The 19,915-nt window shown below is 36.7% G+C and carries 25 protein-coding genes; 15 read left to right on the forward strand and 10 right to left on the reverse strand.

Annotated elements, in window-relative coordinates; all coding sequences use genetic code 11:
* Positions 1–37: 37 nt before the first annotated feature.
* The 4 genes from C0Z22_RS01490 to C0Z22_RS01505 all read left to right on the forward strand — a co-directional run bounded on the left by C0Z22_RS01490 (position 38) and on the right by C0Z22_RS01505 (position 4,965).
* Complete coding sequence (locus tag C0Z22_RS01490; protein ID WP_103216558.1) at positions 38–931, forward strand: hypothetical protein; 894 nt, start codon at positions 38–40, stop codon at positions 929–931.
* Positions 932–998: 67 nt separating this feature from the next.
* On the forward strand, positions 999–2,429 hold the full coding sequence (pepD, locus tag C0Z22_RS01495; protein WP_103216559.1) for a beta-Ala-His dipeptidase: 1,431 nt from the start codon (positions 999–1,001) through the stop codon (positions 2,427–2,429).
* Positions 2,429–2,782, forward strand: a complete 354-nt coding sequence (locus C0Z22_RS01500) for a hypothetical protein (protein WP_103216560.1) — start codon at positions 2,429–2,431, stop codon at positions 2,780–2,782. Before pepD ends, C0Z22_RS01500 begins: the two co-directional genes overlap by 1 nt.
* Positions 2,783–2,817: 35 nt before the next feature.
* Entirely contained in the window at positions 2,818–4,965 is a 2,148-nt protein-coding gene (locus tag C0Z22_RS01505; RefSeq protein ID WP_103216561.1) for a hypothetical protein, read from the forward strand.
* 35 nt (positions 4,966–5,000) lie between these two features.
* Here the strand turns inward: C0Z22_RS01505 and C0Z22_RS01510 are convergent, their stop codons facing one another.
* Positions 5,001–5,894 carry a 1,4-dihydroxy-2-naphthoyl-CoA synthase gene (locus C0Z22_RS01510; protein ID WP_103216562.1) on the reverse strand — a complete coding sequence of 298 codons (894 nt, stop codon included), beginning with the start codon at positions 5,892–5,894 and terminating at the stop codon, positions 5,001–5,003.
* Between the two features lie 111 nt (positions 5,895–6,005).
* On the opposite strand from C0Z22_RS01510, the gene C0Z22_RS01515 reads away from it, so the two are divergent.
* Complete coding sequence (locus C0Z22_RS01515; protein ID WP_103216563.1) at positions 6,006–6,302, forward strand: hypothetical protein; 297 nt, start codon at positions 6,006–6,008, stop codon at positions 6,300–6,302.
* A gap of 15 nt (positions 6,303–6,317) precedes the next feature.
* Here the strand turns inward: C0Z22_RS01515 and C0Z22_RS01520 are convergent, their stop codons facing one another.
* A complete protein-coding gene (locus C0Z22_RS01520) occupies positions 6,318–6,668 on the reverse strand; it encodes a NirD/YgiW/YdeI family stress tolerance protein (RefSeq protein WP_103216564.1) in 351 nt (116 codons plus the stop codon).
* Between the two features lie 64 nt (positions 6,669–6,732).
* Between C0Z22_RS01520 and C0Z22_RS01525 the strand changes: the two genes are divergently transcribed.
* A complete protein-coding gene (locus C0Z22_RS01525; RefSeq protein ID WP_103216565.1) occupies positions 6,733–7,143 on the forward strand; it encodes a hypothetical protein in 411 nt (136 codons plus the stop codon).
* Here C0Z22_RS01525 and C0Z22_RS01530 read toward each other — a convergent pair whose 3' ends face one another.
* The gene (locus C0Z22_RS01530) at positions 7,144–7,623 is read right to left on the reverse strand and encodes a globin domain-containing protein (protein WP_103216566.1); all 480 of its coding nucleotides are present in this window, start codon (positions 7,621–7,623) and stop codon (positions 7,144–7,146) included.
* A gap of 124 nt (positions 7,624–7,747) precedes the next feature.
* On the opposite strand from C0Z22_RS01530, the gene C0Z22_RS01535 reads away from it, so the two are divergent.
* From C0Z22_RS01535 to C0Z22_RS01545, 3 genes are all read left to right on the forward strand, one after another.
* Positions 7,748–8,767, forward strand: a complete 1,020-nt coding sequence (locus C0Z22_RS01535; protein ID WP_103216567.1) for an ABC transporter ATP-binding protein — start codon at positions 7,748–7,750, stop codon at positions 8,765–8,767.
* Positions 8,768–8,860: 93 nt separating this feature from the next.
* Positions 8,861–9,406 (forward strand): YceI family protein, encoded by a 546-nt coding sequence (locus C0Z22_RS01540; protein WP_103216568.1) that lies wholly within the window; start codon positions 8,861–8,863, stop codon positions 9,404–9,406.
* 50 nt (positions 9,407–9,456) lie between these two features.
* Positions 9,457–9,678 carry a hypothetical protein gene (locus C0Z22_RS01545; protein ID WP_103216569.1) on the forward strand — a complete coding sequence of 74 codons (222 nt, stop codon included), beginning with the start codon at positions 9,457–9,459 and terminating at the stop codon, positions 9,676–9,678.
* Here C0Z22_RS01545 and C0Z22_RS01550 read toward each other — a convergent pair whose 3' ends face one another.
* Together C0Z22_RS01550 and C0Z22_RS01555 are read right to left on the reverse strand one after the other, a co-directional pair.
* Positions 9,679–10,503: an RluA family pseudouridine synthase gene (locus C0Z22_RS01550; protein WP_103216570.1), complete on the reverse strand. Its 825-nt coding sequence runs from the start codon at positions 10,501–10,503 to the stop codon at positions 9,679–9,681.
* A gap of 3 nt (positions 10,504–10,506) precedes the next feature.
* Positions 10,507–10,893 carry a hypothetical protein gene (locus C0Z22_RS01555; RefSeq protein ID WP_103216571.1) on the reverse strand — a complete coding sequence of 129 codons (387 nt, stop codon included), beginning with the start codon at positions 10,891–10,893 and terminating at the stop codon, positions 10,507–10,509.
* On the opposite strand from C0Z22_RS01555, the gene C0Z22_RS01560 reads away from it, so the two are divergent.
* The 3 genes from C0Z22_RS01560 to lgt are packed head-to-tail and all read left to right on the forward strand — an operon-like array spanning position 10,842 to position 13,028.
* Positions 10,842–11,741, forward strand: coding sequence for a radical SAM protein (locus C0Z22_RS01560; protein ID WP_103216572.1), 900 nt, complete (start codon positions 10,842–10,844; stop codon positions 11,739–11,741). The genes C0Z22_RS01555 and C0Z22_RS01560 overlap by 52 nt on opposite strands.
* A gap of 22 nt (positions 11,742–11,763) precedes the next feature.
* Entirely contained in the window at positions 11,764–12,231 is a 468-nt protein-coding gene (locus C0Z22_RS01565) for a DUF2489 domain-containing protein (protein ID WP_103216573.1), read from the forward strand.
* Entirely contained in the window at positions 12,231–13,028 is a 798-nt protein-coding gene (lgt, locus tag C0Z22_RS01570) for a prolipoprotein diacylglyceryl transferase (RefSeq protein WP_103216574.1), read from the forward strand. The genes C0Z22_RS01565 and lgt overlap by 1 nt, the downstream gene beginning before the upstream one ends.
* Here lgt and C0Z22_RS01575 read toward each other — a convergent pair.
* Complete coding sequence (locus C0Z22_RS01575) at positions 12,985–13,191, reverse strand: hypothetical protein (RefSeq protein WP_103216575.1); 207 nt, start codon at positions 13,189–13,191, stop codon at positions 12,985–12,987. The genes lgt and C0Z22_RS01575 overlap by 44 nt on opposite strands.
* 91 nt (positions 13,192–13,282) lie before the next feature.
* Between C0Z22_RS01575 and serS the strand changes: the two genes are divergently transcribed.
* The gene (gene serS, locus C0Z22_RS01580; RefSeq protein WP_103216576.1) at positions 13,283–14,563 is read left to right on the forward strand and encodes a serine--tRNA ligase; all 1,281 of its coding nucleotides are present in this window, start codon (positions 13,283–13,285) and stop codon (positions 14,561–14,563) included.
* 4 nt (positions 14,564–14,567) lie between these two features.
* Here the strand turns inward: serS and C0Z22_RS01585 are convergent, their stop codons facing one another.
* Complete coding sequence (locus C0Z22_RS01585; RefSeq protein WP_146037751.1) at positions 14,568–15,104, reverse strand: GNAT family N-acetyltransferase; 537 nt, start codon at positions 15,102–15,104, stop codon at positions 14,568–14,570.
* 104 nt (positions 15,105–15,208) lie between these two features.
* Here C0Z22_RS01585 and C0Z22_RS01590 point away from each other — a divergent pair, with 104 nt between their 5' ends.
* A complete protein-coding gene (locus C0Z22_RS01590; protein ID WP_103216578.1) occupies positions 15,209–16,318 on the forward strand; it encodes a ParA family protein in 1,110 nt (369 codons plus the stop codon).
* 2 nt (positions 16,319–16,320) lie between these two features.
* A complete protein-coding gene (locus C0Z22_RS01595) occupies positions 16,321–16,695 on the forward strand; it encodes a hypothetical protein (protein ID WP_103216579.1) in 375 nt (124 codons plus the stop codon).
* Here the strand turns inward: C0Z22_RS01595 and C0Z22_RS01600 are convergent.
* From C0Z22_RS01600 to C0Z22_RS01610, 3 genes are all read right to left on the reverse strand, one after another.
* On the reverse strand, positions 16,678–17,001 hold the full coding sequence (locus C0Z22_RS01600) for a hypothetical protein (protein ID WP_146037752.1): 324 nt from the start codon (positions 16,999–17,001) through the stop codon (positions 16,678–16,680). The genes C0Z22_RS01595 and C0Z22_RS01600 overlap by 18 nt on opposite strands.
* Entirely contained in the window at positions 16,982–17,920 is a 939-nt protein-coding gene (locus tag C0Z22_RS01605) for an HD-GYP domain-containing protein (protein WP_103216581.1), read from the reverse strand. Before C0Z22_RS01605 ends, C0Z22_RS01600 begins: the two co-directional genes overlap by 20 nt.
* A gap of 82 nt (positions 17,921–18,002) precedes the next feature.
* A complete protein-coding gene (locus tag C0Z22_RS01610) occupies positions 18,003–19,889 on the reverse strand; it encodes a 7TM diverse intracellular signaling domain-containing protein (RefSeq protein ID WP_158246766.1) in 1,887 nt (628 codons plus the stop codon).
* Between the last annotated feature and the right edge of the window lie 26 nt (positions 19,890–19,915).

The raw sequence follows: 19,915 nt of genomic DNA on the forward strand, positions 1-19,915 counted from the left end.
ACTCAGTGCGTATCGTTTGGAAGACGATAGGTCAGACATGAAAAAGCAAGAATTCGAATTAGAGTTGGAAAAATTATGTGAACAAATCTTTTTTAAAGAGGAGTTGTTAGAATATATAAATGTACATAAATCTTATGTGCAGCATTTTTCTAAGCTCTTAATGAAAAGTCTTGGCTGTAATGTCCTAATGGGAGGGCCTGATTCAGGTATCTTTGGTGACATTGCGCTTCAAACAAGAAAACAAGTAAATTGGATTGAAGTTTATGCAGGGACAAAGGCGATTGTTGAGCTAAAGAATATCTATGGCCAAAAACGCTACTTGGCCATAAGCACTTCTAAGTTGTCTCACTTAGTGGCCATGTCAGATGAGAGTGATTTTACTCTCTTACTTAATGATGTCTTGCGACCAGGTTTTGTTGCAGGAATTGATTTTGACTTTTTGCGCTATAAAGGGGCCGCTTCCATAACGATTTCGAAATCTCGCGCAAGAGCAGCACAAAAGCATGGTGGAGCAATCTTTGAAAAAGTATTGCTCATTCATAATTTGGGGACAAGTGATTGTAAAAGATATGACTATAAGCCAGATTTAAAGTGTAATTCGATCAATCTAGCAGTGGATTATCGCCACTATAATATCATTTTGAATATTGAATCTGCTGCAGACGTGTCGACGGTGCGCAAACTCTACTTATCTCGAGGCTCTAACCTTAGAAATTACTTTGAAAAAGAAGGCAGTATCGATATCTATCATATGGATGTGAAGAGAAGCCCCCATTACGATGAAAACTTAAGTCTCGATAAATTTGATGGTGTTTACTTGAGTTGGCGTCCACATATTGTCGATAAGTACTTAATTGAAGAAGCGCAAAATCACCCTCAATTTCCACATTTTCCTTTTTCACAGGAAGATGATGGCGAAGAAGCAGCATAGCTTTTGGGCTTTGCTAAAATTGATCTTCATAGTAGATTGTTTATAAACATAACAAGTAGGTTATTTTATGAATCAATCACGTGTCGATCAATTAAGTCCAAAATATGTTTGGTCAAATTTTCAAAAATTACTAGATACTCCTAGGCCTAGCTACCACGAAGAGGCAGTACAAACTTTATTACTTCTATTTGGAAAGAGTTTAGGTTTAGAAACATATCGTGACGAAGTAAATAATGTCATTATCAAAAAGCCTGGTCAGCTAGGGGGGGAGAACTCTGCTCCTATTATCCTTCAAGGCCATCTTGATATGGTTGCTCAAAAAAATGAAGGTAACTCACATGATTTCAAAATAGATCCTATCACGACGATTATCGATGGTGATTGGGTACGTGCAAATGGAACAACTCTAGGTGCGGATAATGGTATTGGTTGTGCCTTTGCGATGGGACTTCTTGAAAGTAAAGATATTGCACACCCTCCATTAGAATGTGTTTTTACAGCTTGTGAAGAAGCAGGAATGCATGGAGCAATTGGGCTAAAGGGTGATCACTTCGAAGGTAAGATTATGCTTAATCTTGATACCGAAGAAGAAGATGAGCTAATTATTGGATGTGCCGGTGGTGTTGATTTAATTTTTGAAAAAGAATTTAATCAAATAGCTGCTAAAGGCGTACGTCAAAGAATTGCAATTAAAGGTTTAAAAGGTGGACACTCTGGAATTGATATTCACCGTGGCCGTCTTAATGCAAATAAGTTAATCCCAAATGTTTTTGCAGGCGTTGATGATATCCAACTTGTATCAATAAAGGGCGGCTCTTTAAGAAATGCCATTGCAAGAGAAGCTTTTGTTGACTTCTATACAAGCGAAGTGAACCTTCCAAAGATTCGTGAAAACTTTGAATCTCTTTGGGAGAAAAATCAACATGCAGAAGGTGGCCTAAAATTTGAATTGGCCACTTTAAATGAAGAAGCAAATGCTCTTTCAATTGAGGACTCTAAGCTAGTCCTATCTGCAATTAGTAATTGTCAACACGGTGTAAAAGCTTGGGATCAACACTTTGAAGGTGTCGTGGAGACATCGACAAACTTAGGTGTTATCACTCTTGAAGCTGGAAAGTTTAATATGGCAAATCTCATTCGTAGTGCGAGTGAAGAGGCGAGAGATAACTTTGCTCAAGAAATGATTTCAGCTCAAAAAGATCTCGATGGGAAGGCCATTCTTGAAGGAGCATATCCTGGATGGAAACCAAATCCAGAATCTAAGATTCTTTCAATTACAGGAGAGGTCTTTAAAGACTTAAGAGGTAAAGCTCCTAAGATTTCATCTATTCACGCAGGCCTTGAATGTGGAATCCTTTCTAAAGCGATGCCAGATGTAGACATCATTAGCTTTGGCCCGACGATTACTGGTGCCCATTCTCCTGATGAGCAAGTTTCAATTGCTTCAGTTGAAAAGACTTGGCTTTTATTTTTAGAAGTCGTTAAAAGGCTAATGTAATGCTCACTATTGGCATACAAAATAATATTCTAACTCTCTTTGTTTATTTGATCGTAGTTCAAATACCAATGATTATTACTTACATTTTTGCTAAAGATTTAGGAATTTCTAATCTGTGGTTATACTTTGTTTGTCTTATTATTGGACTGAGGATCGCTTTTTTTAAAGATCAGCACTTTAAAAAGAAAATCGAATCAAAGCTATTTAAACAACTTCAGTTAAAGAATGGTAAATCTCCTTCAAAAAGTGAGATTGTTAAGGCCTTGAATTTAACGATAAGCCTCAGAGATATAATTTTCTTTGGTAACTTAATTATCGTATTAATTTTAACGGCAATTTTTAATCAATTTTAAGTTCGATAAAATGACGTAATCTCGATAAGAATGGTGTGGAATATAAGTATATTTACACCATTCTTATTCTCATCTTTCTTCTTGAAGGCTGCCAAGAACGTAGTCGTACGATTAGTTCTGTCAATACTACTCAGCAACTTGTAAAAGGATCCCTTACAGCACATTTAGTCTCTAGAAGATTAAATGGGCAAAGAGTTGTTATTGAAGGGGAATGTACAAATAATCTTTTGATATCTTTTTTTTCAAATAACTTGGCAAGAGATCAGGCATACACTTCTCAATGCTTTGATGACAAGTATCGCAAGGTTTTATTCTTTCAAGATAATATCGAAGGTCGCCAGGACGTTTTTATTACTCAAGATGGTTATTCAATTACCATTTCAATTCCTAATGTGGTGACAAAGAAGCCTGGAAAAGTTGTCGTTGATACGCCGATGGCCGGATATTACTACGGGCGTACTATTTACGTTTCTGGTCGATGTAAGAAAAAAGGAACGGTCTTTATAAGAGGTAGCTATATTGCAGACTTTGTGAAAACTGCAGGTTGTTCTAACGGTATATTTCTTGCGCCAATCTATTTTTCAAAAATCAATGCCGAAAGTATTGAGACTTATCTTTATATTAATCAAGTTGATGAATATGGTAACAGTTCTGATTTTACTGTTAGGCCAATTAAATTTAGAAATGATGATCATTCAATTTTTCTAAGTGAGACTATCGTCGGTGTCTTTGATGATAACCTCGATATCATCGGTACTTGTAAAGGTTTTGATCGAGTTAGTGTTGATGGGAATATTATTGACTGTCTCAATGGAAACTTCAGTTATAAACTTGATATTTTGGCACGAAAGAAGTCTGGACAAATGCTTTACCAGGTTCCTATCGAAGGGTTAAATGGGGACTTTCGATCAAATCTTAGAATGTTGTTTTATTATTTTAAGCAAGCCGAAACTTCACCTCACTTTATTGCTCCTAAAGGAAAGTACGATGAAGGGGCAAGAGGTCGTCATATTATCAGTGGGACCTGTGGTCGCTCTTATCTCAATGGTCATGTAAGGTTATACACAAAAAAATCAGAGAATATTATTCTTAATGGCCATAACATCCCTCTAAGACAAGATGATGGCGCATTTATTGTTTATCCTGAAGAATATGATCTTGAGGGGGAGACAACCATCTTTGCAGAATGCCATGACTTCTATATTGATTATAAAACAAATAATTTTTCAACTTCATTTGATTATATTCCTTCAGATGATATTAGACTTGCCCCTAAAGGAATTGATATCTTTTCGATGGATCATCTAATCGAAGGCGACTGTTCTCAAGGGAGCTATGTTCGCTTACTTGATGTGAGCAATGAAAATGTTGAACAGGTTAATTGTCTTAATGGACATTACTCGATGATCAACTCTAGTTCTCATATGCTTTCTAGAAATCAATATGAAATTTATGAAGTAAATCTCTTTGAAAGTTATCAAGGTGCAAAGCAGGTGATTGATGTTAACTATAGCTACTCCGTCGCATTTCCATATCGCTTTATTCATGAATCTCCGGTTCCTAACTGGGGCTCAAAGGTGGCTCCGTTAAGGTTTTATTGGAATCATCAATACAAATCAGAGGTAAATGAGATTTACTACGGATACTACTCTAAAGAAAGTTATCTACAAGTTGAATGGAAGAAACTCCCGCAAAATACAAATCAACTACTTCTTGATGGCCATGATTTAATTAGATTAGGTTATAAAGAGTGTGAAGAGGTTCAAGTATACTTTCAATCAGTTGATAAGAGGAATCGAAAATCAGTCATTATCGAGACAAATCCTATACGTTTTGATTTTACCCCTCCTGATGAAAAAGAAGTTGCTCGAATTGATTATTCACCATTATTTAGAAAACAATTACCAAAATTCCACTTTAAAGATGCCGATGATAATTGTGTGAGTGCTGATAAACTATTTTATAAGTACACTCTTTATCAAGTGATCCTCTCTGGTGAAAATGAATCCGAAATATTGGACCGTAAAACGATCGATGAATTTACTGTATCAAGTCATTTCAGCGAGAATTTTTTTAAAAGAAAATATGATCTTGAAGGTTTCTATCAAATAGGGGTGACAATAATTGATCGAGGTCAAAATGCAACAAAAGAATATTTATCAACAATTTTCTCATGGAAGTAGAGAGAACGAGGGGGCATGGAGGCCCCCGTTTTATTTTAGTAATGCCAAGGAAATTGTGAGAAGTCTTTTTCACGCTTTTCAACGAAAGCATCACGGCCTTCTTGTGCTTCAGCAGTTCCGTAAGCTAGTCGAGTTGCTTCACCAGCAAAAAGCTGTTGACCAACTAAACCATCATCAAGAAGATTGAATCCAAATTTAAGCATACGCATTGCTGTTGGTGACTTTGAATTCATCTCTTTGGCCCACTCAAGCGCAACCTTCTCAAGGTCTGCATGAGGAACAACTTTATTTACCATACCCATTTGAAATGCTTCTTCGGCGCTATAGTTGAAACCACAGAAGAAGATTTCACGTGCACGTTTTTGTCCACATTGACGAGCAAGATATGCTGAACCGTAACCAGAGTCAAATGAAGCAACGTCTGGATCCGTTTGTTTAAAGATTGCATGCTCTTTTGAAGCGATCGTCATGTCACAAACTACGTGAAGTGAATGTCCACCACCAACTGCCCATCCAGGAACTACTGCAACAACTACTTTTGGCATAAAACGAATTAGTCTTTGCACTTCAAGGATGTGAAGTCTTCCAAGTTTTGCTGGGTCTGGAGTTCCGTCACCATCAACATATTTATATCCGTCTTTTCCACGAATTCTTTGATCGCCACCTGAGCAGAATGCCCAACCACCATCTTTTGGTGATGGCCCGTTTCCTGTAATAAGAACAACACCAACATCACTCCACATTCTTGCGTGATCTAAGGCGCGGTAAAGTTCATCAACAGTTTGAGGCCTAAATGCGTTGCGACACTCTGGACGATTGAATGCAATCCTAACTGTCCCTTGATCTACAGCGCGGTGGTATGTAATGTCCTTGAAATCGAAGCCTTCAACTTCTTTCCAAGCACTTGGGTCAAAAATATCTGAAACCATGTGATCTCCTTATTGTTTCGCTCAATATAAAATGCCTGAGCTAAAGTGTCATTCATAACTTTATGTGCGGCCAGTCTAAACAAAATGTCAGGGTTGTGAGTTAATGGATGGATGAAAAATCTCATTCTTATTACATTTCTATTCTTTTTAGCCTCCAATGTGAGTGCAGATGTAACTGTCGTTGTGGATGGTACTCGTTATTATTGTACTGAAGATGGCAGGCCACCTCAGGATCGTCAGTGGCGATGCGTTGCCCATTGTGCTTCAAGAACTTCTGATGGCGAATGTCGTAGGTATAAAGAAGATTTCTGTGGAATCAATGCGGCCTGTACTCCTTATTGCGACTCTCGTGCTTCAGATGGTGAATGTCGTCGCTACGGAGATGATATTTGTCGCTCAGAGGATTAGTAGGCAAATAGCTGACTAAGGCTTAATGACTTCAAGCTCTTCTATTTCAACATAGAAGTGCTTTGATTCGTTATCTGTTTCACCCTTCAGTAGAAAGAGGGTTTGATAATTATAGTCAGTATCTAGGCCAAATAACTTCTCAGGAATTCTCACGAGAATCATGCCCTCTTGGTCTTGAACGAGGTAGTAGTTATTTTTGAGCTTCTTATGAATTCGTGCTTTTAAAGCAACTTCTGCACCATCACTAGGGTTTCTCTTTAATATTGTCGAAGAGTATACACTTCCTTGTTTTTGGCCCAAAAATGTTTTTGAACTGCCACAAGAAGTTAAAATAAAAATTAGCGTGGTAAGGAATAATTTATTCATAGCAATTATTATATTTAAGTCGTTGGCCTTTGACTATAGGGCAAGAGCTAGAGATAATTAACTCATGAAATTAATCACTCTCTTTTTATTTACTCAATTATCATTTGCTAGTATTGGTGGGAAATGGATTGGTGAAGGTGTTGCAAAAACTCCAAAATCAACTCAAAAATGTTCTCAAATCTATTTTAAGCTTTTTTACGATGCTTCGAAATTTAAAATACAAGAGGGTGGATATAATTGTAATGGCCTTAGTGCTGAATATCCCTATTCTGTCTTTGAGGTAAGAGGGCCGCTTCTTTATTACAAAGGAGAGGTTTCTGGCTTCATTAACAATGACGAGCTTACAATTTATTCAAAAGAAGACGGCTTTACTTTACGTTTCTACTTCGTTGCAGAAGATGAAGTTGAAGTAAGTGAAACGTGGCAAGAAGGTAGTGATTATTTAACAATCAAATCAACACTTTTTAGAAAGTAGTTAGGCTGCCTTTTTAAAAGAGTCGACATGTTCTTTCTTCTCTAAAAATTCTTCAAACTCTCTACGCAGGGTCGCATCCACCATGCCGTCAGAAATATACTCTGCGATATAGTAGAAGCAATCGCGCCATGCTGTCTCTAGTTTAGGAGTCCAAGAATTCATATGAAAAAGCATTAATGTTTGAATGAAGGCTTCTTCAAATATTGGAAAATAAGTCTCTGAAACTTCGTATTTAATCTGGTTTCCGCCAAGTCCCTGCAGGTAGTATTTCAGGTATTCCGGGTTCTTTAAATTATTTATTGTTATACTTAGGGCCCTAATAAAGGATGCCTTTAGTTGCTCTCGATCAGCATGAGCAAATACTTTCTGCATACCTGGTTCGAGAATAACGACATTATCAAAGAAAGCATTTGTGAAATTTTTTAAATTGGGCTCAATTCTCGCAAATGATTCAATAATCAGATCCTTGTCAAAATTCATAAAGACTCCTTAGGGGTTTAATTTACTTGTCGTAGGCAACATTTTTTCTTTTGAACAAAGATTTCTTAAATTCTGCTTAAACCCTGTATTTACAGATTGTCTTCATTGGGAGAGTCTAGGGTTAATGAAAGTATTAGCGGTAAATAATTTAACTTATAATTTTGATCAAAAATCAATTTGTCAGTTTGATAAGATCTCTTTCGATCTCCATAAGGGTGAGGTTTTAACACTTCTTGGTCCTTCTGGAACAGGCAAGACGACTTTATTTAATATTCTTACGGGAAAGCTAACTCCCTTAAGTGGAGAAGTTGAGAAGGCCGAGAACTTAAAAATTGAGATGGTTTCAGGTGTTGATAATCTTAACTGGGACCTAACGGTTTTTGAAAATATTGAAAGTCATTTACTGGCCCATGAGCCAAGTGCTGATACGAATCGCGTACGTGATATGATTGAAATCTTTGGCCTTGAATATAAAGATCATAAGAAGCTCGATCAACTTTCGGCGGGACAATTGCAAAGACTTCTTTTTGCGAGATCAATGGTTGTCGCACCAGACGTTCTTTTACTAGATGAACCATTTTCTAATATTGATGAATTTCTAAAGGCTACCTTGTGCCATGAAATTTTTGAAATTTTCAAAGAAAATGAAATCTCATTACTTTTTGTCACTCACAACTTGAAAGAAGCTTATTCATTAAGTGATCGAATTATTTATCTTAGTGGTGCAAAACTTCAAACATATCAAAGGCCTCAAGACTTCTATGACAGGCCACTCTCAATTGATGCCGCTCGTTTCGGGGGAATGATTAATCTCGTTGCAGGACCAATCACAGAGAGGAAAGGTGAGCGTGTCGTTGTTAAGAACGACTTTGGTCAATTTGAAGTAACTGATAATCTCAAAACAAATAATCAATTTGTTTATCTGGCCTTTCGTCCAAAATACCTAAAGCTTGTTGAAGGTGAGGGACAACTAAAAGGACGAGTTAAGTCGATAATTAGGCACGGAGAGTATGACTTTGTTGAAGTTGCGACAATGAACGCAAAAATTCTAAGATTCCAATTGGCCGACTCTTCTAAAGTGAGCATTGGCTCACAAGTTAAACTAGCTATTGATCTTGAGAATGCCTTTCTTTTACCGGTTTAACCAAACTTTAAGAAAACTTAGTTATTAGCGCATCTCGTTTTCTCTTAGAATACTTACAACTATTAACGTTGTTATGTTTTTGGAGGATAGTGAATGAAGTTGCTGATTATCGGTTTTTGTATTTTACTTTCTATTCTAGCGTTCGCTAAAGAGATCGATACAGATAAAAGCTTTTTGAAATGGCATGCAAGTAAAGTTGGTGGCAAGCACTGGGGCCATGTTAAATTTCAAAAAGGAACGATTGAGCACAATGATAAAGGAGAACCTGTTAAGGGAATTTTTACTGTGCAGATGAATACAATCGATGTGCGTGATCTTGAAGGTGAGTGGAAGGATAAGCTACAAAATCATCTTCGCCAAAGTGACTTCTTTGAGATCGAAAAATATCCAACGGCGATGATGGAAACAAAATCAATTACAAAGATTGCAAAGAATAAATATAAAGTCGTTGCTGACTTTAAGATTAAGAAAATTACACGTCCACTAACATTCGATATGATCTATGATGGCAAGAAGGCCACGGGGAAAGTTAGCTTTGACCGAACAAAATTTGGCATCAAATATCGATCATCTTTATTGGGCACTGTGGCAGATAAGGTTATTCACGACAAAGTTGATTTAGAATTCAACGTTCAATAGCTTGATATTACATTCTTAAAATGAACACGTAGCATAAGTCTAAGTAATAGATGCACGTCAGTTTAATCTATGTTAAGTTTTGGCGTATGAAAGCCGGAAGAATCGACATCGCATTTTTTGAAAAAGACCAATACTTATTTCCAATCAATAGAAGAAGTAAGAATCCAATCGTCGACTATAAAAATGAACTCGTTAAAAAATCAATTGCGAAAGAGCTTAACTTGAAAGTTAAGAATATCTCGTTAGATAGTATTAAAAATACAAAGAAGTAATTAAAATAATCTCTTTTCTTCAGGAAGCTCAACAGTCACTAAATTTCCACTTCTCCACGGATCATCAAAAACTAATTTTGAAGCGATAAGGGCAAGACCTGTGTCGTTTCCATTACCTTTACCATAACGATTATCTCCCATAACTGGAAAACCAAGTTCAGTAAATTGGATACGAATCTGGTGTTTACGGCCTGTGATAAGATTAACTTCTACAAGAGCAGTTTTATCGAGGTATTTCTTCACTTCATATTCTAGAACAGCATCCTTTCCATCAATAACACTCTCAAGACGCTTAACTTTTTCTGGCTTCCCTTTGACTTCGGCCTGATACGTCTTTTGAATTTTGTGATTCTTAATTTGATCAGAAAACGCTCGAGCAGCTTTCTTTGTATATGCAATCATCATAAGGCCTGCTGTTTCTTTATCTAGCCTGTGAATGAGAAAAGGTTCGCGACCAGTGCGCTTGTGAACTTCGCGAAGAATTGTGTATTCATCGCCATACTTTGTCCCCTGACATAGAAGTCCAGCAGGTTTGAAGTAAACGCCATAGTGGTGAGTTTCATGCATACATTGAACTGAACTCATATCGAATTCACCGATATTTGGATCGACATATAATTTAATTGTTTGGCCGCGCTTTATTTCTGTCTTGGCCTTGCGAATACGTTCTGGCTTTGCAGTCTTTGTCCAACAAGCACCTTGTTTCATAAGATTTTTGATCTTAATTTTTGAAAGCTCAATTCCTGACTTCGCACATTTTTCTGCAAGTAGGTCCGCTGCTGTTGTATCTGTATTGGCCTTGGCCGTAATGCTAAATTTAGTCATAAATTAATATCCGTTAAAGTAAGGACAACCGCTGCATCCACTCTGGCAACAGTCATTAATATCGGCCTCTTCATCAATTCTAAGGTTTGGTGAAACAAGAGATAGGCTATATGTTTTTATACCGCGAACATTTCCAATTAATGTGAAAAGCTCAGGGCCTTGAAGTGGAGTCTCCATTGTTCCTAAATTAAGAGATAGGGCCAGGTGGTGAGCAATCGACTTCGTATCACAAAGAATATTGAACTCAGGTTCAATATTAGAAGTAACTAGGTATTTCTCTGCATATGATTCAATGATATATTCTTTCATAAATAATCCAAATCGATTAAGGTAGCGCCATGTTTTACGATTTCCCGATAAAATATCACGAACCTGTTTTCCGTCCTCCATCTGAAGGGCGTTCTCTCCTTATACAACAAACCATTGGTTGCTCCAATAATAAATGTACATATTGCAATATGTATCGATCTAAGACTTATAAAGAGAGAAACAGCGTCGAGGTAATCGAGGATATCAGAAAGGCGGCAGCTTACTATCGTCGATTTGAGATGCGTCCCTCTAAAGTATTTTTATGTGATGGAGATGCGCTTGGGGCACCAACTGAAGACCTCTACAAAAGTCTTTTGGCAATTGGCGAGGAGTTTGGGGATATTCGCGTCGGTGTCTACGCAACAGCTCAGAATATGCTGGATAAATCAGAAGATGAGCTTCGTTACCTAAAGGAAGCAGGGCTTGGAATCGCTTATCTTGGGATGGAGTCTGGTTGTGACAAGGTTCTCCATATGACGGTTAAGGGCAATAGCGCCCAAGATATGATTGATGGATCAAAAAAAGTCATGGATGCAGGGATGAAATTATCGGTGATTGCCATGCTTGGGCTTGGTGGGAAGAAACATACAGAGACCCATGTGGCCGAGACGGCGAGAGTTCTTTCTGAAATTTCACCAGATTACCTGTCATTTCTTACGACAATGGCGGTTGAGGGGACTCCGTATTACCGAATGGTACAACGAGGCTTTGAAATGCTTACGACTAAGGAGATACTAGGGGAGATGCACGACATTCTCTCTGGGATAAAAGCCTCTCGAGAAATTTTACTTAGAATTAATCACGTCTCAAATATGTATCCAATTGGAGGGAGTCTTCCTCAAGATCAGTCCACGATAATTCAGCAGGTTAAGCAGTGGTTTGTTGAAGCTCCAGAGGGAACATATCCACCAAAACCTTCACATATGTAGGATTTAGCAGTATAAATTGGCCATGACTCAAGAACAGTACAATATCGCATTTATCATTTTATCAGTTTTAGTATTTATCCTTTCAATGGGGGTAGGCTTTTTCTATATTAAGCTTAAAGAAGAGACGAGAAAGCGCATTGCTGAACATGACAAGATGGAAGCAAAGGAAAAAGAGCGCCAGGCATTCGTGCGCGATAGTCTTATTACAATTGCTCGTGCCTTTGTTCAAAAACAATGTGAGGCAAGTGAAGCCTGTATTCGTTTAAGAATGCTTATTGACCGCGTGGACTTTGTTGAAAACGAAGAGTATCCGATTATCTTTTCAATGTATGAGGAAATTAAACATTTCCCAACTCACCAATCTCGAAAAGAGCTATCAAAACAAGAGCGTTTCTCACAAGATAAAGAGAGATTTGCAATTGAAGACAAACACATGGATAATTTAACTAACGAGTGTAATAAGCTAATCACAAATCTCACGGTTAATTAATGCAATACTATGTCCACAATCTTAATCCAATTGCTCTCGATTTTTTGGGAGTTAAGATTGCTTGGTATTGGTTGGCCTACTTCTTTGGCTACTTCTGGACACTTTATTTAGGAAAATACCTCATAAAAAGAGAGGGACTAAGTGTCTCTTTTCATCACTATCTAAATTATTTATTCACTGGCTTCTTTATGATGCTTGCAGGTGGAAAGCTCTTTTATATCTTCTTTTATAATTTTAATTACTATGCACAAGACTTAAAGCGCGTTTTCTATTTTTGGCAAGGTGGCATGAGCTTTCATGGTGCACTTATTGGTGGAGCTCTTTGGACATATTATTACGCTAAAAAGCACGGACTTAAATTCTTTGCCCTAACAGATATTGTCCTAACAAGTGTAGGCCCGGCCATTATGTTTGGGCGAATCGCAAATTTTATCAATGGAGAACTTGCGGGGAGAGTGACAGATGTTTCTTGGGCAGTGATTTTTCCAAGACTTTACGACTCAAGCCCTCGCCATCCTTCACAGCTTTATGAAGCCTTCCTCGAAGGATTTGTCCTATTTCTCATTTTATTTACTTTGAAAAAGAATTTAAAAAGACCAGCTTTAAACTCTGGCCTTTTTCTTATCATTTATGGAATTGGTCGCTTCATTGTTGAGTTCTTTAGAACTCCTGATCCACAAATTGGGCTCTTCTTTAACCTGTTTTCTGTGGGACAATTCTATTGTCTAGCAATGATTTTGATTGGGGCCGCTATTATTTTTTGGCCTTCTCATTTATCGCGTTCTCATACTGCTTAAGTAGTTCTGGATCGATCTCTGTTGGAGTGATTTTGCGGAAGCTCTTACGGGCATTGATCATATTCTCACACTTGTGGACAGCACCGTCTCCTTCGACTGGAACGTTTTTACGCCCATCTTTCATCCAAGTAATTTCCTTTCCACAATAACGACATGATGCCATGAGTAACTCCCTGATTTTAAAGCAATTTAGAGTGTCAATTTTAGTGGTTTTAGGTTATTCTAACAACTATAAAAATAAACTGGAGTGCATAGTGTTAGATATCAAATTTATCAGAGAAAATGTTGATTTAATGAAAGAGGTAATTGCAAATAAGCGTATCGGTCTAGACCTAGATGAGCTACTGACAATTGACTCGAAACTCTCTGAATTAAAGACAAAGCAGCAGGATTTACAAGAGAAGAGAAATGCTCACTCAAAATTAATCCCTCAGGCATCTAACGAAGACAGGCCAAAACTTATTGCTGAAGGTAAGGAAATTGCCAACGAGCTTAAGGAAATGAATCCAGAAATTAGTGATCTTGAAGAAAAACTTAAGGCACTGATGTACGTTGTTCCAATGGTTCCATCAAAAGATGCACCAGTTGGTAAAGACGATAGTGAAAACGTAGTTAGTCGTGTTGAAGGTGATAAACCAAATTTCTCATTTGCACCAAGACACCACGTTGAAATTTTAGAAATGAATGAGTGGGCAGAGTTTAAAAATATCGCAAAAGTTTGTGGTTCACGTTCTTACTCTCTTAGAAATGACATGGTTCTTTTAGAGATGGCCATGCACCGTCTTGCTCTAGATATGCTAACTGAAAAGGGATTTACACTTGTTTCATCTCCATCGATGGCAAGAGAAGATGCACTATATGGTACAGGTCACTTCCCGACAGGAAGAGAAGATGCTTACTATATTCCTGAGCACGATATCTATCTTTCAGGAACAGCTGAAGTTCAATTAAATAGTCTACACGGTGGTGAGATTCTAAGTGAATCAGATCTTCCAATTTTATATGCAGGTTTCTCTCCATGTTTTAGAGGGGAAGCAGGAAGTTATGGAAAGGATGTAAAGGGCCTAATCCGTGTACACCAATTCCAAAAAACAGAACAATTCGTAATCTGTAAAGGTGATGAAGCAGAGTCTGAAAAATGGCACAAGTCACTTCTTGAAGCAGCAGAAGAATTCTGTAAGGCGCTTGAGCTTCCATATCAAATCCTTGAAGTTTGTACGGGTGATATGGGTGCAGGTAAATTCCGTATGTACGATATTGAATGTTGGGTACCAAGTGAAGAAAAGTACCGTGAGACACACTCATGTTCAGCACTTCATGACTGGCAAGCAAGAAGAACAAATACTCGCTACAGAGATGCAGATGGAAACGTTAAGCACGTATTCACTCTAAATAATACAATGGTTGCGACTCCAAGAATTCTTGTTCCATTTATTGAAAACCATCAACAAGAAGATGGATCTGTTTATGTTCCTGCGAAATTAAGAGCATATATGGGCGGAAAAGAAGTTCTTAAAGGGCGTAACCGCCAGTAGGTGATTAAGAGGGAAGGATCAGGCTTATGGTCTGAACTCCCTGCTCACTTCGTGATAACTTGAGCTCACATCCATGCGTCTTTGTCATGGATTGGGCCAAGGCAATCATCTTCGTATTCGTATTTAACATTTCACCTTCAAGAATTTTAATCCCTCGAGACTTTGCTTCTAAGATTAATAAACCTAGTAGCTCCTTTCCAATACCAAGTCCTTGATACTTATCAATGATTGTTATCGCAAATTCTGCAACTTTTGAATTATCTCGGTGAATATCAAAACGGGCAACCCCCATTGGATGAGCAGGGGAAGTAATCGTTGCCACGCCAATGGCATAATGAAATCTCTTATCAAATTCAGTTAAATTGATAAGCTCTTTTGCTGTTAAACCTTTCTTTGCACCAAAGAAACGATGATAGATAGACTTGGGCTCCATCTCGTGCAGACCTTCAAGAAGCATTTTCTTGTCAAATGGACTAATCTCACGAATCTGCGCCTTGTGTCCTTTAAAGTCGTAAATATGATCAAGAGCTAGAGCTTCCACATCCAAATAGTATCATAGCTTTATTTGTGAGTATGATTTTTTTGACACAGCCTCCACTAAATGCGTAAAATTATAAGTAAAGTACTTATGGAGGAGACTTAATAATGAATAATTTCTACCCACTTAAAAAAGTGGCCGATATATATGGTGACCCAAATCTAAAATTTGATATTCAAGATCTTGAATCTTCGGGGCAAATTCCAGCTTCTCGCAAGTATAGAAGTGGAGCAATTTTTAGAAAAGGTTGGCCGGTTAATTTACTTCCACAAATTGGTGAACAAATTGGTTATTTCAAAAAATTTGATAAGCCTACTTCTGTTTGTGTATTCACAACAAAAGGTGGAGTTCTTAAGTCGACTCTAGCACTAAATCTTGCACGCACAGCTGCTCTTCACGGACAGCGCGTTTGTGTCGTAGGCCTTGATATTCAAGGAGATGTGACGACGTCACTTGGTTATGACACTGAGTCTGATGACAGTGGTAGCCTTGATGAATTAATTCAAAAATTAGATCAAACAAAAGGTCTTTGTGATTACTTCTCTGGTGAGGCAACTCTTGATGAAGTCATTGTTCAGCTTGGATTACCAAATCTTTTTATTATTCCTGAGACACCTGAGCTTGTTGCCTTAAACGACTCTCTTAATAATATTAACCGTCGTGAATTTTGGTTAAAGGAAAGAGTTATCGATCCTTTAAAAGAACACTTTGATCTTGTGATTATGGACTGTTCACCAAACTGGAACAAGCTGACAACTAATGCTCTTGTAGCAAGTGATGCTCTTGTTTCTCCACTTGAATGTAAAATTAATAATTTTAGAAACTTCAGAGTTTTCTCTCACTTTTTAAAAGAATTTAAAGATGAAATGAGACTCGATTTTGAATCAATTTTTGTTCCAACTAAGTATTCTACGAATAAGAAACTTAGTAACGATATTCTAAATTGGTACTATCAGAATGTTGCAGGCTGTACGACTGTTGGTATTAAAGAGTCTGTATCTGCTGAAGAGGCAATGGCCCTTAATCTTTCAATTGCAGAACATGCAGCAGGAAAGCCAATTGCAAAAGATACAGTCGAGCTATTTAAGCAAATTCATCATGCGATTTCGAACTATCACACTAGAAAGTCTGAGCAAGAGGAACTTCCGGCCCATCAGGCAAGAGTTTTTGGTGGACTTGGGCAAGCTAACTTTGGAAATTTAAGTAATAGGTTTTAATTATGGCCATTGGTTTAAATGATATTACAGCTAAGAAGCAGGCCAAGAAAGTTGAAGTTGTTTCGGCCGTTGAGGAAGTATTAGAGAAGCAGCAAAGGCCTTGGGACGGAAAATTTCAGGCCCAAAAGAGTTCTGTTGCTAATCAGGCCGTAAAAAGAGCTAGAGAAATAACTGCTAAAAATGAATTGCACGCAAAAGAGCTTCGTCAGAATTTCACAAGTGCACAAAAAGAGTTAGAGATTAATCAGTATATTGAAAATCGTGAAAAAGAATTTGTTAATTTAGATTCATCTAAAAATATGCTCAAGTCGAGAACTCGTATCAAAACTCAGCGATCACTATTTAAAAGACTTAGAGATTCAATCTTTAGGTCTTAGCTTCATATCGATATTGAAGTTGTGAAACTCTTTATCGTTGAAACAATGAAGAATCTTAGGGGAGTATTTTTTTATTACATCTTTAGAATTTGCTCCTCTAAAGAGTTCATTGAAAGCATTAGAACATACTGCTTTTGTAAATTTGTGCTTTATTCCACTACATTTTTTTATAAAGTCACATGATTGAGGATAACCGCGATAGCATTTCATCGACTCAATATCACAAGTATTCTCATCGACGACTTTTGTGTCGCAAGATGAGAGAAGAAGAACTAAAACGAATAGACTAGACAATACCTTCATCAATTAAGACATCCTTAAATTTATTAATCACATCATGCTCATAGTGATTAAGTTGATTCATTGTAAGTTCTGTAAGTGCGTCTCGAGCATTCATTTTACTTACTGTAACCATTTTGTCGTATGTATTTACGAGTGAGATAATCATGATCGGCAAACTCAATGTCTTAAGTTTATTTGGTCCTGAACCATCTTTTACTTCTTCGTGGTTTACGATTAGATCAAGAACACCTTTTGTTACCCATGGTTTGTCTTTCAATGCACTAACTGCATCTTTTACGTGAAGGCCATAAACTCTTTTTTCATCATCGCTGAGTTCATCTTTTGGTTTCTTAAATAGCTCTTGGTCTTGGCTATTTAATCGCGTGATACCAACATCGTGTAGTAGGCTAGCTGTGGCTATATTTGAGATGTCACTATCATTACAACCAACTCTTATTGCAAGTCTCGTTGCAAGAGTCGCAACATTCATTGAGTGTTCGATAATTAAATTTGAATCGATTGTTTTCTTTTCGAAGAACTTCTTCAAAGCATCAGGGCCAGATGAGAGAACTTTTTTAAGCTGTGCTGCCGCTATCTCAGTCATTTGGTAATTTTCTTCTTTTTCTGGTGCATTGAGTGACTGCTCAATCGCTGTTTTACAAGCACCATCTACAATTTCAACTTTCTCTTCTAGAGGAAGATCAAAGTCTTGAACTTTTGAATCAAGAAGATCTTTAATATATTGCTGATATTTATCAACTTCATTTTCAAGAATGTAGAACTTTGCTACTTGTTGTTTATTTAGCTTTTCAAGCTTCTCTTGTGATATGGCCGTACCAGCATCTTGATATTTAAGATAAGTCTCTTTGAAGTAAATATACAAATCAAACGGTATAACGCTTTCTGGCTCAATCGTTGTGATTCTTAGAGGGTAGTAATTCATAAATCCTATTTCATTAAAACTAATAATAAAGTCTATTAATTTAATTTTATGGTGAATTAGGAATTTATACAACTATCTGAACTTATAGCTTCTGTGGACTATTAAGGGGGATATAAAGTGCGACTAGAGTACCTACGGGTTTTCGCTCAATTGTGAACTTTATCTTAAGTAATTCGCAATATGAGCGAATAATGAAGTAACCAAAACCGGAACCTTTTTCTCCTAAAGTTCCAAAACTTATTCCCGTATCAATCTTATTATAGATTTGTTCAAGCTTCTTTTTACTTATCCCTATACCGTTGTCTTGTATTTCTAGCTTTAAAGCTTGATCCACTTGCGTACATGAGATCTTTATCATTCCTTCATTTTGAGTAAATTTTATTGAGTTGGAGATGATATTTCCAAGAATCTGATGAGTAAGGATGGCGAGATTTGAATAAACTCTAAGCTCTTGTTTAATCTCAGGAACCTCGATTGAGATTTTCTTTCGTTCACATTGAGGTGTAAAGATAGTTTGAATATTATCCAGTAAACTCTTAATCTCTACATAATCAAGCTGTGGCTCATTATTAATTAATTCCTGTTCGGCCTTAACGTTATCGAGAATATCTTTAATGTGCATACAGGCCGAATAGACTTTTGGCCACGCTCTAGCTTCTTCAACGTAACCACGTCGAATATAACGGCTTGAATAACCAATGATAACAAATAAAGAATTTGCAATATCGTGTGAAAGAACTCTTAGTAAGCGAATATATTTCTGCTTATCTAGATTCTTTATAAAGCTAATTTCATTCTCTTTTTGTAGCCTGTTTATCTTAAGGCTTAAGGCAATTGAAAGAGTAAATGATTCAACCATATTTCCTAAGAGGATAGAGTTTTGAGTGAAGTCATTATCGGTAAAGAATCCATAGATAGTCGCAAAGTAAGCAAAGATTCCAACGTTCATGATGAGCCATGAAAGAAGATAGACTTTTGATTCAATCGTTGGGTTTGTAATATTTGTATATATCGAAATATAAATAATGAAGATCACAAGTGTTAAGATGTAAATATCGACAAGTGGTCCAATGATAAAATTATAAGAATCAAAGAAAGAGAAGACGATTGAGGTGATTAGAGTAATTGATATCAGAGCATAAACTTTTTCTGTCTTCTTAATAATAGGCTTCTTAAAGAAGTCGATACTCAAGAGATCTTTTGTAAACTTATATAAGTAGTTACATGAAATCATGGCATAGACACCAAGGTATTTAATATGGTTGTCTAAAGAAAGAACTCCTTGTGTGTATCCAGATAATGCTAAGACAGAGTTAATCATAAAAAAGATAAAGACTGAGTAGACAATATAGATTGATTCTTTATTTATCATTCCAAGAATCAGGTTATATATTAATAACGTACACATAAAGCCTAGATAAATAGATAAGCTAATGATCCTGGTTTGCTCTGTCTTTTGAATATATTTAGTATCAGCAAGCAAGGCCTTTGTATCAAACTTATGAAGACTATGAGTTTTGATAACAATCGTTTTTTTCTCTCCTGGATTTAGATCGATACTTAGCGATTTATGGAGTGTCGTATTTGAATTGATTTTATCTTTAGGAAAATTAGAAAGTTGCTTACTGTCTTGATTGAGAAAGTAAACTTCATTTAATCTAAAAGTGTGAGTATTAAAATACAGCTCTTTATGTACAGAATGCTCGAGTGAGTTTTTAAATTGAACGCGTAGATAAATATTTTTATTTGTGTATTCTAAGTTTAAAACACTTTTATCGTTCGTCGTGAATCCATCTGGTGTGTATTCTTTATTATCAGATAGCTTATATTCAACATATTTTGAAATATTATGATTTTGATCTTTGAAAGTCTCTTTATTAATTTGTACAATTGACTCTGTAGCGAGAATTTCTTTTGCTGGAATGAAAAGAAGAAGCAATAATAAGAAACGATAAATGAACTTGATCACGAAGAGAGTATAATTTTTTTGAACCA

Source organism: Halobacteriovorax sp. DA5 (assembly GCF_002903145.1).
Taxonomy (GTDB): Bacteria; Bdellovibrionota; Bacteriovoracia; order Bacteriovoracales; family Bacteriovoracaceae; genus Halobacteriovorax_A.